At 66.6% G+C, this 16,637-nt stretch carries 14 protein-coding genes; 11 read left to right on the top strand and 3 right to left on the bottom strand.

Going from position 1 to position 16,637, the window contains the following annotated elements:
* Nucleotides 1-185: 185 nt before the first annotated feature.
* Complete coding sequence (locus AWC07_RS12570; RefSeq protein ID WP_036411737.1) at nucleotides 186-1,970, bottom strand: serine/threonine-protein kinase; 1,785 nt, start codon at nucleotides 1,968-1,970, stop codon at nucleotides 186-188.
* Between the two features lie 588 nt (nucleotides 1,971-2,558).
* On the opposite strand from AWC07_RS12570, the gene AWC07_RS12565 reads away from it, so the two are divergent.
* The 7 genes from AWC07_RS12565 (at nucleotide 2,559) to AWC07_RS12535 (ending at nucleotide 10,212) form a co-directional block, all read left to right on the top strand.
* Nucleotides 2,559-3,461 carry a DMT family transporter gene (locus AWC07_RS12565; protein ID WP_036411735.1) on the top strand — a complete coding sequence of 301 codons (903 nt, stop codon included), beginning with the start codon at nucleotides 2,559-2,561 and terminating at the stop codon, nucleotides 3,459-3,461.
* Between the two features lie 438 nt (nucleotides 3,462-3,899).
* Nucleotides 3,900-4,871 carry a DMT family transporter gene (locus AWC07_RS27580; protein WP_084293447.1) on the top strand — a complete coding sequence of 324 codons (972 nt, stop codon included), beginning with the start codon at nucleotides 3,900-3,902 and terminating at the stop codon, nucleotides 4,869-4,871.
* 105 nt (nucleotides 4,872-4,976) lie between these two features.
* Nucleotides 4,977-5,672, top strand: a complete 696-nt coding sequence (locus AWC07_RS12555) for a class III extradiol ring-cleavage dioxygenase family protein (protein ID WP_036411733.1) — start codon at nucleotides 4,977-4,979, stop codon at nucleotides 5,670-5,672.
* On the top strand, nucleotides 5,669-6,598 hold the full coding sequence (gene miaA, locus AWC07_RS12550; RefSeq protein WP_036411732.1) for a tRNA (adenosine(37)-N6)-dimethylallyltransferase MiaA: 930 nt from the start codon (nucleotides 5,669-5,671) through the stop codon (nucleotides 6,596-6,598). The genes AWC07_RS12555 and miaA overlap by 4 nt, the downstream gene beginning before the upstream one ends.
* A gap of 4 nt (nucleotides 6,599-6,602) precedes the next feature.
* Nucleotides 6,603-7,475 (top strand): diaminopimelate epimerase, encoded by an 873-nt coding sequence (gene dapF / locus AWC07_RS12545; RefSeq protein ID WP_036411731.1) that lies wholly within the window; start codon nucleotides 6,603-6,605, stop codon nucleotides 7,473-7,475.
* A gap of 46 nt (nucleotides 7,476-7,521) precedes the next feature.
* Complete coding sequence (hflX, locus tag AWC07_RS12540) at nucleotides 7,522-8,973, top strand: GTPase HflX (RefSeq protein WP_036411729.1); 1,452 nt, start codon at nucleotides 7,522-7,524, stop codon at nucleotides 8,971-8,973.
* Nucleotides 8,974-9,051: 78 nt separating this feature from the next.
* Entirely contained in the window at nucleotides 9,052-10,212 is a 1,161-nt protein-coding gene (locus AWC07_RS12535; protein WP_036411726.1) for an acyl-CoA dehydrogenase family protein, read from the top strand.
* Between the two features lie 13 nt (nucleotides 10,213-10,225).
* On the opposite strand, the gene AWC07_RS12530 is transcribed toward AWC07_RS12535, so the two are convergent.
* Nucleotides 10,226-11,404 (bottom strand): TerC/Alx family metal homeostasis membrane protein, encoded by a 1,179-nt coding sequence (locus AWC07_RS12530; protein ID WP_036411724.1) that lies wholly within the window; start codon nucleotides 11,402-11,404, stop codon nucleotides 10,226-10,228.
* A gap of 291 nt (nucleotides 11,405-11,695) precedes the next feature.
* On the opposite strand from AWC07_RS12530, the gene AWC07_RS12525 reads away from it, so the two are divergent.
* Nucleotides 11,696-13,936: an LGFP repeat-containing protein gene (locus tag AWC07_RS12525; protein WP_208622409.1), complete on the top strand. Its 2,241-nt coding sequence runs from the start codon at nucleotides 11,696-11,698 to the stop codon at nucleotides 13,934-13,936.
* A gap of 46 nt (nucleotides 13,937-13,982) precedes the next feature.
* Here the strand turns inward: AWC07_RS12525 and lexA are convergent, their stop codons facing one another.
* Entirely contained in the window at nucleotides 13,983-14,663 is a 681-nt protein-coding gene (gene lexA, locus AWC07_RS12520; protein WP_036411722.1) for a transcriptional repressor LexA, read from the bottom strand.
* A 308-nt stretch (nucleotides 14,664-14,971) separates the two neighbouring features.
* Here lexA and AWC07_RS12515 point away from each other — a divergent pair, with 308 nt between their 5' ends.
* The 3 genes from AWC07_RS12515 (at nucleotide 14,972) to AWC07_RS12505 (ending at nucleotide 16,637) form a co-directional block, all read left to right on the top strand.
* A complete protein-coding gene (locus tag AWC07_RS12515) occupies nucleotides 14,972-15,490 on the top strand; it encodes a LysM peptidoglycan-binding domain-containing protein (protein WP_036411719.1) in 519 nt (172 codons plus the stop codon).
* Between the two features lie 166 nt (nucleotides 15,491-15,656).
* Nucleotides 15,657-16,121, top strand: coding sequence for a transcriptional regulator NrdR (gene nrdR, locus AWC07_RS12510; protein ID WP_036411716.1), 465 nt, complete (start codon nucleotides 15,657-15,659; stop codon nucleotides 16,119-16,121).
* Between the two features lie 30 nt (nucleotides 16,122-16,151).
* Nucleotides 16,152-16,637 carry a peroxynitrite isomerase gene (locus tag AWC07_RS12505; protein WP_036411713.1) on the top strand — a complete coding sequence of 162 codons (486 nt, stop codon included), beginning with the start codon at nucleotides 16,152-16,154 and terminating at the stop codon, nucleotides 16,635-16,637.

Raw genomic sequence — 16,637 nt, 5'->3', positions numbered from 1 at the left:
TACCCTTTGCACCCTTTCGCGCGTTGGATACCCGCGCATCGGCCGCGCGAAGCGGCACCATACGGCCGGCAGGTCTGATGGGCCCTATGCGTCACCAGGGTTTCCGGCCGGTTCCAACAGTATTGAAGCAGCTTGCCGGGCCGTGCGCTGCCACCTTATTCGGTGTCGCGGTACGGGCGGCCCGATCACCAGTGCTTTTTCCACCATGCGTAGAGCTGGTCGAGGTTGGGTCCCTCGGGATCCCCCTGGGCGAGGAAGATCATCAGTTGGGCCTCGTTGGTCCATACCAGGGTCGGGCTGCTTTCCTGGACCGCGCAGAAGACCATGCCGCCCACTTGTGGGCTCTCGGGGCGATGCCAACCCGTCGGCGACTTGGATTCCCCGGGACAGTTGACCATGATGTCGGTTCGCAGCAGTCCGTCGAAGAATTGGCGCAAGGTGGCGGTTTCCCCGAACAGGGTGTAAATCGCCCGGGACGGTCCGCCGGCGTCGACGTTCTTGTCGCAGATGACCCTGGCCAGTGCGTCTTTGGGCGGCAAGAAAGGCCTGCAGGTGCCTGGTGCGTACCCCAACGGCAGCAGGCTGAGCAGCCGGGCCAATGCGTCCGCGGATGCCGTCGACGCGGGAGACGTCGGTGCCGGGGAGGCCGTGACCGTCCGGGGACCCGACGCCGCGTTCGGCCGAACGGTGAGCCGGATCCCCTGCGCCGCGAACACCAGCAATACCGCCAGCGCGGTGGCCGCGAGCAGTATCCACGGGTTGCGCAACCGCCCGGAAAACGACGGCGCGCGCCGGCCGGAGGGTGGCGTGGCATCCGCTTTTTGCGGTGGTGGCTGCTGCGGCGGCGGCGGTGGCTGCGGTGGCGGGGTGCTGGCCAAGCCGGGCCAGGAGCTGGTCTCCGGGTTGGACGACGAAACGTTCACCTCCGACGTCGGAAGTGACGGAAGTGCCAGCGGCGCGGACACATTGAGGTCCGGCTGCGGCGTCGCCGCTACCGGGGTGGGCGCCGATGGGGTGGAGGTCGAAAGACTCCCGTAGGTGACGCCGGTGATGTCTTCAGCCAGGACCTCGCCGTACAGGCCGCCAGCCTCCTCGCTGCGCTTGAGGATGCGAAACTCCTGGGCCTGGTGTGGCCCACTGAGTGCTTGATGAGCCGCCAGCGCCAAGTCACCCGCGCTTGCGTAGCGGTCCTCCGGCCGTTTGGCCATCCCTCGTGCGATCACCGCGTCGAACGCGGCGGGGATCCCGGGGCGCAACTGGCTGGGGCGTGGAATCGGTGCCATCAGGTGGGCGGTGATCAGCATGCCGGCGCTGTCGGCCCGATACGGCGGCGTCCCCGTCAAGCACTCGTGCAACACGCAGGTCAAGGAATAGATGTCGGCGCGGTGCGTGACCTCGGCGTCGGAAAACCGTTCCGGGGCCATATACCGCCAGGTCCCTACCGCACTGCCGAGTTGGGTCAGTTTCTCGTCGGTTGCCGCGCTCGCGATCCCGAAATCCACCAGGTACACGAAGTCGTCGCGAGTGACCAGGATGTTCTCCGGCTTGACGTCGCGGTGCATCACCCCGGCCGCGTGGGCGGCGTCCAACGCCGAGGCCACCTGATGCACCAGGGCCACCGCCCACGGGGGTGTGACCGGGCCGAACCGTTCCAACAACAGCGCCAGGTGGGTGCCCTCGATCAAGCGCATGTCCAAGTACAGTTGCCCGTCGATTTCTCCGTAATCGTGGATGGGCACCACGTGCGGTTCCTGCAGCCTGCCCGCGTTGCGGGCTTCGCGTTGCATCCGCATCCGGAACACCGGATCGTGGCTCAGCGACTCCGACATCAGTTTCAGCGCCACCACGCGCTGCCTGACGGTGTCGACGGCCTCGTAGACCTCGCCCATTCCGCCGGTACCCAGCAGCCGCTTGAGGTAGTAGGGCCCGAACCGGGTACCCACTCGCGAACCTCGCGTGGAGGCACTCATCGCCGACTCCTCAAACCAACGGGTAATCGCACCAGCAAGCCACACTTACCGGCCGACCTGCTGACCGCACACCCCGGCCTAGCAATCATGACGGTAATTGCTTGCTATAGCGGGCGCACCAAAAATGAAGCATCCGTCCCACAGCTGCAATCGTTCCGTTAGCTGGGGTGCCCTGCCGCGGTAGCGGATGGGCATGGGTGATCGGCTACGCCGGCACCGCCAGCCGACCGCGCGGTAACTGTGTGCAGCACGACTGACGCCCGATTTGTGGTATTCGACGGTAATCGGCGTGGGGCCCGGATCGGCGCTGTCGGCGGCGTTGGTCACCGTCGGCGCTGACCGCAGGTCGCTTTGCTGCCCGAATCGGATTTTCGGCTGCGGAGCGGGGCGGGAAATGACGGCAGCGTGATTCGCATCGTCGGGAACATCGGTGCGTTGTGGTCCGCAAACTGCGACGCCGGCGGCAAATGAGCGATTTCGAATGGAAAGTCCCGTTGTGATGCTTAACCAGCGCACAAGAGTCATTATTGAACAACTGTGTAGCAGACGTTCGTCTGAGCACTTCCGGGCGTTCGCAGGGAGGTCACCGTGGCCAACGTCGAGTTCGCGACGTTGCTCGCGCTGGGCGCTGCGTTGCTGGCCGGCGTCGGATATGTGACCCTGCAGCGGTCCGCTCAGCAGGTCACCGACGAGGAAGTCGGCCACTTCACGTTGTTCCATCTCTCGCTGCGCCACGCCCTGTGGTGGCTGGGCAGCCTGGCCGCCCTGGGCAGTTTCGGACTCCAGGCGGTGGCGCTGACCATGGGGTCGGTGGTGTTGGTGCAGTCTCTGCAGGCTACGGCGTTGCTGTTCGCCTTGCCGATCGACGCTCGCATGGCCCACCACCGGTGCACCGCCAGGGAGTGGATGTGGGCGGTGTTGCTGGCCGGGGCGGTTGCCGTCATTGTTCTGGCGGGCGATCCGACGGCCGGCCACGCCCGTGCTCCGCTGTCGGACTGGGCCGTGGTCGCGATCGTGATCGTTCCGGCGGTGCTGCTGTGTGTGGTCGGCGCGCGTGTCTGGTCTGGTCCAGCGGCGGCGGTGTTGCTGGCGCTGGCGTCGTCGGCAGCGTTGGCGGTGTTCACCGTGCTGACCAAGGGAGTCGTAGCCGAACTGGCGCACGGGTTCACGGCGATGTTTCGGACTCCCGAGTTCTATGGCTGGATGTTGGTCCTGCCGATCGGGCTGATGCTTCAACAATCGTCGCTGAGGGCGGGTTCGCTGACGGCATCACTGCCGACGATCACGGTGGCCAGACCGGTGATCGCGTCAGTGCTGGGAATCACCGTGCTCGACGAGGTGATCCACTCGGGTGAAGGGCAGCTGTTCACGCTGGCGGTTGCGGTGGCGGTGGTGGTTGTCGCGACGGTGGCCTTGGCCCGCGACGAGGCTGCCATGATGGCCGCACCGGTCGGCGATCTGAACGTGCCAGGCCAGCTTGCGGTCTCGTAAAGGCTTTTGCCGCCCCGATTTTCACGTCATCGGCCAGGAGGCCGGTAACAGTTCGGTTGCCGTTGGGCGGGTACGCGTGACGACCTTCCCATGGCCGGTAACGTGGCGCAGAACATCGGCGAGTCGGCGGGCATGGGGCCGCCTGGGCCGGACCAGCAGTGGGGTATGGACGTCTCGTCAGGTGCTAGCTAGCGGGCGCGACAGAGGTATCGAGGCTCTCGGTTGCCTTTCGATTATGGGGTTCACAGCTGCCGCATAGCTGATGACAGGTCGTGCATAGGTCGTTACGGAAGTATTCGGAGGCGAACAACAAGCAACCGGCAGCAGAAATGTGAGCAGCACCACAGGATTTTCGGTGAACTGTTAGCGAACAACGGGTGTACGTGCAGCTGACCGGGGGAACGCTGGTAGGCGAGCGGAGAGGTGGAGGGTCGGCCCATGTCCAAGGTTGAGGTTGCCGCGCTGATCGCGTTGTGCGCGGCGCTGGCATCGGCGGTGGGCGACGTGATTCGCCAACGATCCGCCCAGGAGATTACCGACGAGCAGGTAGGTCACCTGAGGCTGTTCGGCCTGTCTCTGCGGGACAGCCGGTGGTGGCTGGGCGGCGCGGCCGCGGTTCTCAATTACAGCCTTCAGGCATTGGCGCTGGCCTGGGCGTCGGTGATGCTGGTGACCGCGTTGCAGGTCACCGCGCTGCTGTTCGCCCTGCCTATCTATGCGCGGTTCGCGCATCACCGGATCACCCGCTGGGAGTGGATGTGGGCGGTGGCCTTGGCGGCCGCGTTGGCGGTGGTCATCATCGTCGGAGACCCGGCGGCCGGCCACCAGCGCGCCCCGCTGCACACCTGGGTCATCGTCGCTGTGGTCCTGGGCCCGATTTTGGTGTCGTGCGTTCTTGCGGCCCGGTTATGCGTCGGTCGCCCGCAGGCGGCGGTGTTGCTGGCGGTGGTCTCGGGCGCATCGCTGGCATTGTTCGCGGTACTGACCAAGGGAGTGGTCGAGGTTGCCGAAGACGGCCTGGGCGCGGTGCTGCGTGCACCGGAGTTCTACCCCTGGCTCTTGGCGGCGTTGGCCGGCATGATCTTCCAGCAGTCCGCTTTTCGCGCTGGTGCGCTGACCGCCTCGCTACCCACGATCACCGTCGCCAAGCCCGTGGTGGCGGCGGTTCTGGGCGTTACCGTGCTCGGCGAGACCTTGGAAGCCAGCGGCCCGGAGGCGATTGTGCTGGTGCTTGCGGTGGCAGCGGTGATCGCGGCGACCGTGGCGCTGGCCCGTGGCGAGGCCGCGACCATGGTTGCTCAGACCGGGCGTGACAGGATACTGACAACGCCGCCGATGTTGTCGGACAAGCGCGATGCCGGCGTCGGTTTGATCGCCGATCCCGTCGCGGTGGTAGACGGTCCGGTCTGAGGATCTTTCCTCCGGGTAATCCCCGCGATGGGATCGCCACGGGTCCCGCGTGCCCGCCTGGTCCATCGCTGGGTCGCCGCGCCGTCGACGCGTTAGTTTGGTGGCGTGCTGGGCGCCATCGCGATCGTTCCCTCCGCGCCGGTGATCGTTGCCGAACTGGCCGGGGCGGCGGCTGACGAAGTGGCCGACATCCGTGCGGCGGTGACCGCGGCGGTGGCCATGTTGCCGCCGCGGTGGGTTGCCGTTGGGGTAGGCGCCGCCGACAGGGTTGTGGATCGCGATGCCGTCGGCACCTTCGCGGGTTTCGGCGCCGACGTCCGCGTCCGGCTCTCGCCGCTGCGCGACGACGAGCCGGCGCTGCCGGCCGAGTTGCCGCTGTGCGCGCTGATGACGGCCTGGGTGCGGGGCCGGGCACGGCCGGAGGCCACCGCCCAGGTCCGCGTCTATGCCGGCGACCACGATCTCGATGCGGCGCTGGCGCGCGGCAGACACCTGCGGGCCGAGATCGACCGAGTGGCCGATCCGATCGGCGTGCTGGTCGTGGCCGACGGCGTCAACACCTTGACGCCCCAGGCCCCGGGCGGTTACGACCCCGGCGGCGCCGACGTCCAGCTGGCCCTCGACGACGCGCTGGCAGCCGGCGACGTGGCGGCGCTGAGCACGTTGCCACCGCGGGTCCTCGGGCGGGCGGCATTTCAGGTATTGGCGGGCCTGACCCAAGCCGGGCCGCAATCGGCCAAGGAGCTGTACCGCGGGGCGCCCTACGGGGTGGGGTATTTCGTCGGCGTTTGGCTGCCATGAGGCCACTGGCGATCATCGGGCCGACGGGGACCGGAAAATCGCAACTGGCGCTCGATATCGCCGACCGGCTCACCGGCGAGGTGGGCGTGGAAATCGTCAACGCCGACGCCATGCAGCTCTACCGCGGCATGGACATCGGGACCGCAAAGCTGTCCGTCGAAGACCGCCGCGGCATCCCACATCATCAACTCGACGTCCTCGACGTCACCCAAACGGCGACCGTCGCCCGCTACCAACAGGCCGCCGCGGCCGACATCGCGGACATCCTGGACAGGGGAGCGCTGCCGATCGTGGTGGGCGGCTCGATGCTCTATGTCCAGTCGCTGCTCGACGACTGGACGTTTCCGGCCACCGACCCCTCGGTGCGCGCGCGATGGGAACAGCGCCTTGCCGAAGTCGGGGTGGGCGAGCTGCACGCCGAGTTGGCCCGCCGCGACCCGGCCGCGGCCGCGGTGATCCTGCCGACCGATGGGCGCCGAACCGTGCGGGCGCTCGAGGTGATCGAACTCACCGGGCGCCCGTTCGCCGCGTCCGCGCCGCGGATCCGGGAGCCCCGGTGGGGCACCGTTATCGTCGGATTAGACTGTGTCACAACAATTCTCGATGAAAGATTACAGCGGCGAACCGACGCGATGTTCGAGCAGGGCCTGGTTGCCGAAGTTCGCGAGCTGCTCGGTGAGGGGCTGCGGGACGGCGTCACCGCCGCACGGGCGCTGGGTTATGCCCAGGTGATCGCGGCGCTGGACGCCGGCGGGACCGCCGCCCAGCTGCGTGACGCGCGCGAGCAGACCTACGTGGGCACCCGTCGCTACGTGCGACGGCAGCGGTCCTGGTTCCGCCGGGATCACCGGCTGCACTGGCTTGATGTGAGCTCGGCCGACAACCTGGTGGACCACGCGATCCGCGCCTGGCGGGACGTACCCTGATCTGGTGATGTTCGCCAAGGGCCACGGCACCGAAAACGACTTCGTGCTGTTGCCCGACATCAGGGCACGGCTGTGGCTCGGCACTGGCCAGATTGCCGCGCTGTGTGACCGCCGCCGGGGACTGGGCGCCGACGGGGTGCTGCGGGTCACCACCGCCGAAGCCGCGGTGGCGGCCGGTGTGCTCGACCGGTTGCCCGACGGCGTCGGTGCGGCCGACTGGTACATGGACTACCGCAACGCGGACGGGTCGGTGGCGCAGATGTGCGGCAACGGCGTGCGGGTGTTCGCCCACTACCTGCGTGCCAGTGGTCTGGAGCGCCGCGACGAGTTCGTCGTCGGATCATTGGCCGGCCCGCGGCCGGTCACCGTACACAGCGTCGATGCGGTCAACGCCGACGTCACCGTCGATATGGGCAAGGCCAACCGGGTGGGGACCGGGGAGGTCACGGTTGGCGGTAGGCGCTTTGCCGGCCTGGCCGTTGACGTGGGCAACCCGCACCTGGCGTGCCTCGATCCCCGGTTGACGGTTGCGGACCTGGCGGCTTTGGACGTTGCGGCGCCGGTGAGCTTCGACCCGGAGCAGTTCCCCGACGGGGTCAACGTCGAGGTGCTGACGGCTGCGGTCGACGGCGTGGTCAGCATGCGGGTCCATGAGCGAGGGGTGGGTGAGACCCGTTCCTGCGGCACCGGGACGGTCGCCGCCGCCGTCGCCGCGCTGGCCGGCGTCGGGGCCGAGACCGGCACGCTCACCGTGCGGGTGCCCGGCGGTGCGGTCACGGTGACCGTCACCGATGCCACCAGCTTCCTGCGTGGGCCGTCGGTGCTGGTGGCCATGGGTGACGTCAGCGGGGAATGGTGGCGCGCCCAGCGGCGTTAATTCAGGTGCACGACACCGATTCAGCGTGCACTATTGCTAATTGCCTATGACATATCCCGAATTTCCCCATCAAGATCCGTTGGAGCCCAGCACCGGCGAACTTGCCCTCGAGGACAGGTCGGCGCTGCGCCGGGTTGTGGGGTTGTCGACCGAGTTGGCCGACATCTCCGAGGTCGAGTACCGCCAGCTGCGCCTGGAGCGCGTGGTGTTGGTAGGCGTCTGGACCGAAGGCAGCGCCGCTGACACCGAGGCCAGCCTGGCGGAGTTGGCGGCGCTTGCGGAAACCGCCGGCTCCCAGGTGCTGGAAGGGATCATCCAGCGCCGCGACCGGCCGGACCCGTCGACCTACATCGGCTCCGGCAAGGCGGCCGAACTCCGCGAGATCGTCGTGGCGACCGGAGCCGATACCGTTATCTGCGACGGAGAGCTCTCTCCAGCCCAGCTGACCGCGCTGGAGAAGGCGGTCAAGGTCAAGGTCATCGACCGCACCGCGCTGATCCTCGACATCTTCGCCCAGCACGCCACGAGCCGGGAGGGCAAGGCCCAGGTGTCGCTGGCCCAGATGGAGTACATGTTGCCGCGGCTGCGGGGCTGGGGTGAGTCGATGTCGCGGCAGGCCGGTGGTCGCGCCGGCGGCAGTGGCGGCGGAGTCGGTCTGCGCGGTCCCGGTGAAACCAAGATCGAGACCGACCGGCGCCGCATCCGCGAGCGGATGGCCAAGCTACGACGCGAGATCAAGGACATGAAGCAGGCCCGCGACACCCGGCGCAGCCGTCGGGTGCACAGCGACCTGCCGTCGATCGCCATCGTGGGCTACACCAATGCCGGCAAGTCCAGCCTGCTCAACGCGCTGACCGGGGCGGGGGTGCTGGTGCAGGACGCGCTGTTCGCGACGTTGGAACCCACCACCCGGCGCGCGGAGTTCGATGACGGTTCGGGCCGGCCGGGCCGATTCCTGCTCACCGACACCGTCGGCTTCGTCCGGCATCTGCCCACCCAGCTGGTGGAAGCGTTCCGCTCCACCCTGGAAGAGGTCGTCGACGCGGATCTGCTGGTGCATGTCGTCGATGGCGCTGACGTGAACCCGCTGGCCCAGATCAACGCGGTGCGTCAGGTGGTTGCGGACGTCGTCAGCGATCACCGGGCCGACGCGCCGCCCGAACTGTTGGTGGTCAACAAGGTCGACGCGGCCGGCGACCTGGCATTGGCGAAACTGCGCCATGCGCTGCCCGGCGCGGTATTCGTCTCGGCCCGCACCGGAGACGGTGTCGACGTGCTGCGGCGGCGGATGGCCGAGCTGGCCACCCCCACCGACACGCCGGTGGACCTGCTGATTCCGTACCACCGCGGCGACCTGGTGGCGCGGGTGCACGCCGACGGGCGGGTGCAGGAAGCCGAGCACCGGCCCGAAGGCACCCGGATCAAGGCCAGGGTGCCTCATGCGCTGGCGGCTAGCCTGCGCGAGTTCTCTGCCGCCGCAGCTGCCCCGCGGGCGTAACGGCCCACTGCATACTGCCGACCAACCGGCTGGTTGGTATATGTTGGGTAGCAGAGTCCGCTTCGCCGGAGGTTATCCATGGGCAGTGCCATCAAGTACCAGCGCACGCTTTTCGAACCCGAGCACGACTTGTTCCGCGAGTCCTACCGGGCCTTTCTGGACCGCCACGTGGCGCCGTACCACGACGACTGGGAAAAGGCCAAGATCGTCGATCGTGGGGTGTGGCAGGAGGCCGGCAAGCAGGGTTTCCTCGGCATGGCGGTGCCCGAGGAATACGGCGGCGGCGGTAACCCCGACTTCCGGTACAACACCATCATCACCGAGGAGACCAGCGCCGGACGCTACAGCGGCATCGGCTTCGGGCTGCACAACGACGTCGTGGCGCCGTATCTGCTGGCGCTGACGACCGAAGAGCAGAAGCAGCGCTGGCTACCGAAGTTCTGCAGCGGCGAGCTGATCACGGCCATCGCGATGACCGAGCCGGGAACCGGTAGCGACCTGCAGGGCATCAAAACCCGCGCGGTCAAGCACGGTGATCACTACGTGCTCAATGGCTCGAAGACATTCATCACCAACGGGATCAACTCCGACCTGGTGATCGTGGTCGCCCAGACCGACCCCGAGAAGGGCGCGCAGGGCTTTTCGCTGCTCGTGGTCGAGCGCGGGATGCCGGGATTCGAACGCGGCCGCCACCTGGACAAGATCGGGCTGGACGCGCAAGACACCGCCGAACTGTCGTTCACCGATGTGAAGGTTCCGGCCGAAAATCTGCTCGGCGAAGAAGGCATGGGATTCATCTACCTGATGCGGAACCTGCCGCAGGAACGCATCTCGATCGCCATCATGGCGGCCGCCGGAATGGAGGCCGTGCTGGAGCAGACACTGCAATACGTCAGGGAGCGCAAGGCTTTCGGCAAGCCGATCGGCAGCTTCCAGAACAACCGGTTCGTGCTGGCTGAGCTGGCCACCGAGGCCACCGTGGTGCGGATCATGGTCGACGAGTTCATCGCGCTGCACCTCGAAGGCAAGCTGACGGTCGAGCAGGCCGCCATGGCCAAGTGGTATTCCACCGAGAAGCAGGTGTACCTGAACGACCGTTGTCTGCAGCTGCACGGCGGTTACGGCTACATGCGCGAATACCCGGTTGCCCGTGCCTATCTCGATGCGCGGGTGCAGACCATCTACGGCGGCACGACCGAAATCATGAAGGAGATCATCGGCCGCGGTCTGGGTGTCTAACCGCCCGGGCGGCTCATCCGTGCGCTTCGTGTGCGTCGTGGGCGCTGCGCAACAGCGCCGTCAACTCTTCTTCCTGCTTGGCCGGTGCGCGATAGCGGGTTGAGAGCGAGTCGATCTCGTGCTCGGCGGCCAGTAGTGCCGCGAAGATCTTCTCCCGTTCGGCCGGATCCGCCTCGTAATGCAGATCGAGATATTCCAGCGCGTGCCGGCGTGCCCGGGCGACGGCGTTTTGCCTGCGGCCGCGCGCCGAGAACAACGACGCCACGGTGGTGATGACTAGGACGGCGACGATCACTGTCAATGATGTCGCGGTCGTGATCTCTACGATCGGCACCGGCCTGCCGTCGTTGATGAAGGGAATGTTGTTGTCGTGCAACGCTTCCAGCATCAACTTCACGCCGATGAAGCCCAGGATCGCGGCCAGCCCGTAGGACAGGTAGATCAGCCGGTCCAGCAGGTTGTCGATCAGGAAGTACAACTGGCGCAGCCCCAACAGTGAGAAGGCGGTCGCGGCGAACACCAGGTAGACATTTTGGGTCAGTCCGAACAGCGCCGGCACGGAATCGAACGCGAACAGCACGTCGCTGCCGCCGATGGCGATCATGACCAGCAGCAGCGGCGTCATGACCCGCTTGCCGTTTTCGACGACGAACAACCGGTCGCCGTTGTAGTCCGGGGATGTCCGCAAGAATCGGTTGGCCAACCGCAGGATCAGGTTGTCATTGCGGGTTTCGGGCTGTTCCGGTTTGGCGAGGTTGCCGGCCATGACCAGCAGACCCAAGCCGAAGGCGTAGAACGTCCAATTGAAGTTGTCGATGAGCGCGGCCCCCAGCAGGATGAATCCGGTGCGCGCGACGAGCGCGAACGCAATACCGAACAACAGCACCTTCTGCTGAGCGACCCGCGGAACCCCGAAGCTGCTGATGATCACCAGAAACACGAACAGGTTGTCGACGGACAGGGCCTCGTTGCTCAGGTAGCTTGCGAAGTACTCGATTGCCATGGCGGCGCTGCCGAAGACGGCCACCGCGATACCGAATAGGACGGCGATGCCGATGAACATCGCCGACCAGAGTGCGGACCCCCGTAGCGTCGGGCCGTGCGTATGTCGTACGTGGAAGACGTAATCCACCAGCATCAGGGCCGTGATCATGACGATCGTGAGGACCCAGACAACTATGGAAACACCCATGTCAGCTGGGTTTCCTCTCATGGGGTCGGTCGGGCTGGGCTCTCGGGCACGGTAACCTACCACCGGTGCGGGCCGAGCTGCGGTTCCTCGCGACACGCGCGCGACCCAGCATCATTTCGGAATCAGCTGGATATCCGTTTTCGGAATATTTACGATTTGACTTCGCATTTGTCGTTCGCTAGAGCAAAGTTATGCGGGCCCGGCGACGATGCGGAACGTAGCTGGGGGACGGCCCACAGGTGGGAAATCCGCCGGCTCGCGGCGCGGGCAGGGCATCGGCTGGGAGGCTTGGTGAACGGGCAGAGAGGTCAATTGAGCAGGCTGGTCGGGCGTGCGGTACTCAGCTTGGCGGCTGCGGTGCTGGCTGTCGGGCTGGTGGCGCCTACTGCGGCAGCGTCTCCGATAGGTGACGCGGAAGCCGCCATGATGGCTGCGTGGGAGAAGGCGGGGGGCGAGACATCGACGCTCGGCGCCCGGAAAGGTGACGTCTATCCCGTCGGGGATGGGTTCGGCCTGGATTTCGACGGCGGCAAGATGTTCTACACCACGGATACGGGTGCCAGATATCTGTACGGTCCGGTCCTGGCAAAATATGAGGCGCTGGGCGGGCCGGCCGACAGCGATTTGGGGTTTCCCGCCATCAACGAGGTTCCCGGCCTCGCCGGCCCTGACAGTCGGGTGAGTACCTTTTCCGCCACCGACAACCCGGTGATTTTCTGGACGCCCGACCACGGCGCGTTCGTGGTGCGCGGCGCGATGAACGCCGCGTGGGACAAGCTCGGCAGCTCTGGGGGAGTGCTGGGTGCCCCGGTCGCCGATGAAACCTACGACGGCGACGTCGTATCCCAGAAGTTCACCGGCGGCGAAGTCTCCTGGAACAAGAAGACCAAAGATTTCACCACCAACCCGGCGGTATTGGCTGATCAACTGAAGGGTTTGCAGGTGGCGCTCGACCCCACCGCCGCGATCAGCATGGCCTGGCGCGCCGCCGGCGGCGCCGCCGGCCCGCTAGGTGCCAAGAAGGGCGCGCCGTACCCGATCGGCGGTGACGGTATCGCCCAGGACTTTGTCGGCGGCAAGATCTTCTTCAGTCCCGCCACCGGTGCGAACGCCGTGGAGGGCCAGGTCCTGGCCAAATACGAGTCACTGGGCGGGCCGGTCAGCAGCGACCTTGGTTTTCCCATCGCCAACGAGTCCGACGGCGGCATCACGCCGGCCAGCCGTATCGCGGCGTTCTCCGCCGCGGACAAGCCGGTGATCTTCTGGACCCCTGATCACGGCGCCTTTGTGGTGCGCGGAGCGATGAAAGCCGCCTGGGACAAGCTCAAAGGTGCCACCGGCAAACTCGGTGCGCCGGTCGCCGACCAGACCGTCGACGGCGACGTGGTGTCGCAGAAGTTCACCGGCGGCAAGGTTTCCTGGAACCGCGCGAGCAACACATTCACCACCGACCCGGCGAACCTGGCGCCCTTGCTATCCGGGCTGCAGGTGTCCGGACAGAACCAGCCCAGTACCTCGGCGGCTCCATCGCACGGCAAGAAGTTCACCTGGCACTGGTGGTGGCTGGTGGCCGTGGTCCCCGTCGTGCTGCTGATCGTGATGTTCGTGTTGGTCGTGTTGGGCGTACGCCGGCGGCGCACTGGCCAACCCGCCGCCTACGAGACATACGAGCACGAGCAGGATCACGATGTGGAGGCCGGCTATGACGCCGCCGGTGGGCGCTGGCCGCACGACGATATCGATTTCGGCTCCGAAGACTTCCCGGCTGACGACCAGCATCTGCAGGAACATCGCGGTCCGGATGCCGGGGTGGCGTCGCGGGTCAGCTGGCCGCGGGGCGCCGCGACCGGGGCTGGTGTCGACGAATATGAATCTGGCAGTGGCGAATACGGCGGCGATGCACTGCGCGCGTCGGATATGGGCTTCGAGTTTGACGAAGAAAATCCGGACGCGGTGGATACCACGCCGACACCCATCGTGACCCGCGCCGACCTCGCGGAGGCGGCGGTTCCCGAGCCCGACGTACCAGAAACCGTGACCGGGGAACCCGTGGTGCCAGAAACATATGCGCCGGAAGCGGCGGTTCCGGAGGCAGCGGCTCCCGAAGTAGCCGTGCCGGAGACCGCGGTTGCGGATGTCGCCTTCCCGGATGCTTTCGCCCCGCGTGCTGCCTCCGCCGATGCCGAGTCCGGCTTCGCGGAGGTCGCCCCGGAGGCGTTCCCGGAGGTTGCGCCTCAGGGGAGGACGGGGCGCCACGCTGCCGCAGAGCCTGAGGATGAGTCGATAGAAGCGCCGGAACCGGCTCTCACGCCCACGGTTGCTTCCGGGCCGGGCCCGGCTGTGCGGCCCACCATCCATATGCCGCTGGACCACGACCCATATCAGGCGCCTGAGGGATATCCGATCAAAGCGAGCGCCCGGTTCGGCTTGTATTACACGCCCAGCAGTGCTCTGTATTACGACACGCTCGCCGAGATCTGGTTCGCCAGCGAGGAAGCCGCCCAAGCCAACGGTTTCATCAAAGCGGACTAGCTAGGAATCCGGCTCCCTGCGGTGTCTGCTGGGTGGCCGCCCGGCTCTATATCTTGCGGATCACCGTGACGACCTTGCCCAGCACTGTTGCGTCGTTGCCGGGTATCGGGTCGAAGGCCGGATTGTGGGGCATCAGCCACACTTGACCGCCTGCGCGTTTGAAGGTCTTGACGGTGGCCTCGCCGTCGATCATCGCCGCGACGATGTCGCCGTTGTCGGCGACGTTCTGCTGTCGCACAACCACCCAGTCGCCGTCGCAGATCGCGGCTTCGACCATCGAGTCGCCGACGACCTTGAGCAGGAACAGCGTTCCCTCGCCCACGAGTTCGCGCGGCAGCGGGAACACGTCTTCGACGGCTTCCTCGGCGAGGATCGGGCCGCCGGCGGCGATGCGCCCGAGGACCGGGACAAAGGTGGGCTCGGGCAGCGCGTCCGAGCCGGCGACCTCGGTGACTGCCGCCGGTGTCACGACGTCTTCGGCACCGCGGATGTCGACCGCCCGCGGGCGGTTCGGGTCACGCCGCAGATAGCCCTTCCGCTCCAGAACGCGCAGTTGGTGGGCTACCGACGAGGTCGACGTGAGACCGACGGCGTCGCCGATCTCGCGGATGCTGGGGGGATATCCGCGGTTGGTGACCGATGTGCGGATGACGTTCAAGATGGTGCGCTGCCGCTCGGTGAGTGTGGGGTCCACGGAACCGACTGAGGGGGCGTTGCTGTCGCTCATGGCACTGAATGTAACCCGATGGCGCCCGAGAATCAAACATGTGTTCGACCGGTGTGTCGGGGCGGGCTTGCCGGCCGTCCGAGCCCGGCTGACCCGCTGAGGTGCTGAATTACAAACGCGACGTAACTATTCGCGCGATCGGGTATCCAGTGCCTCACGGCAGCGATGGCGACCGATCGGCCTTGTCGGTGGCACGGTCTAGCGTTTTGTTCGCGCGACACGTTTCGATCAGATGTTCGGCAATCGAACACGCAATCGGCTAGGGTGTCGAACACATGAGCGACTAATTCTCGGGCGGAGGAACGAACATGACACTCATGCAGGCATTCCCGACGCGTACCCGTGGCGTGCCCCTGCCGTTAAACAGGCCGGTCAACAGGCCGGTCTACAGGCCTCTTCGTGAGCCTCTTGGGGCCCGGGGCGGTACGGCACCGCGGCGGCGGCCGGTACCGTGCCGGCCGGGCGGTGCGGCGCTGCGCTACCCGGGCACTGGCCTAGCGATCTCGGCGGCTCCGCATCGCAGGCGTCCCGTCTCGGTGGCGACCACGGTGGGTCTGGCGGTGCTTGCCGGGATGATCACGCTGTGGCTGGGTCTGATGGCGCATTTCGGGGAGCTGGTCAACAGCAATTCCGCGGATTCGTCGGCTGGCGTGCCAGACCGGCTTGCCGTCGTGCGAGTAGCGGCCGGCGAGTCGTTGCAGGACGTGGCGGCCCGGGTCGCGCCCGATACGCCGGTACGTCAGGTTGTCGAACGGATCCGAGAACTCAACGACCTGGATTCGTCTATGCCTGTCGCCGGGCAGACGTTGATCGCGCCGATCGGCTGACGACACCATGCAGGATGGTGGCGAAAATCGCTGCGCGCCAACGCTTCCGAGATTCCGCGGAATCGAACGTGGGTGGATGGCAACGGCGTTGGCAGTGCGCGGGAGCGCGCAGGTAGTCTCGGAGAGGTCTGAAACACCGGGATGCCACGACGGCGAAGGAGCGGCCATGCACTGTCCGTTCTGCCGGAATCCCGACTCGCGGGTGATCGACTCACGCGAAACCGATGAAGGCCAGGCAATCCGGCGGCGCCGGTCGTGCCCGGAATGCGGGCGACGTTTCACCACCGTGGAGACGGCGGTCCTGGCTGTAGTCAAGCGCAGCGGGGTCTCCGAACCGTTCAGCCGGGAAAAAGTCATCAGCGGGGTGCGCCGGGCGTGCCAGGGCCGCCACGTCGACGATGACGCTTTGAACCTGCTCGCCCAGCAGGTGGAAGACACCGTGCGGGCCGCGGGGTCGCCGGAGGTGCCCAGTCATGATGTCGGCCTGGCCATCCTGGGGCCGCTTCGCGAACTCGACGAGGTCGCCTACCTGCGTTTCGCGTCGGTGTATCGCTCTTTCTCGTCGGCCGAGGATTTCGAGCGGGAGATCGAGGCACTGCGTGCGCACCGCAAGGTGTCGACCGCACGCTGATTCGGGGGCGACGCCGTTAAGATCCCTGTCATGCCTGCGGACCTGCACCCCGATCTTGGACCGTTGGAGCCGTTGCTGGGTACATGGGTGGGCCGGGGTGCCGGTGAATATCCCACGATCGAGCCGTTCGAGTATTTCGAAGAGGTTGTGTTCTCACATGTCGGCAAGCCGTTTCTGGTTTACGGGCACACGACCCGGGCGGCGGACGACGGCAGGCCATTGCATGCCGAGGCGGGGTACCTGCGTGTTCCGCAACCGGGGCACGCGGAATTGGTCTTGGCGCATCCCAGCGGCATCGCCGAAATCGAACTGGGCACGTATTCGGTGCGCGACGATGCCGTGCACCTCGAGTTGGCCACCACAACCATCGGATTGACGCCCACCGCAAAAGAAGTTACGGCGATCACCCGGTCCTTCAGCGTCGCAGGCGACGAGCTCTCGCACTCGTTGCGGATGGCCGCGGTCGGGCAACCCTTACAGCATCACGTCGCCGCCTTGTTGCACCGTCAGCGCTGA

Source organism: Mycobacterium gastri, assembly GCF_002102175.1.
Taxonomy (GTDB): Bacteria; Actinomycetota; Actinomycetes; order Mycobacteriales; family Mycobacteriaceae; genus Mycobacterium; species Mycobacterium gastri.
The sequence above is the reverse complement of the archived record's forward strand: the minus strand, read 5'-3'. Positions and strand labels throughout refer to the sequence as shown.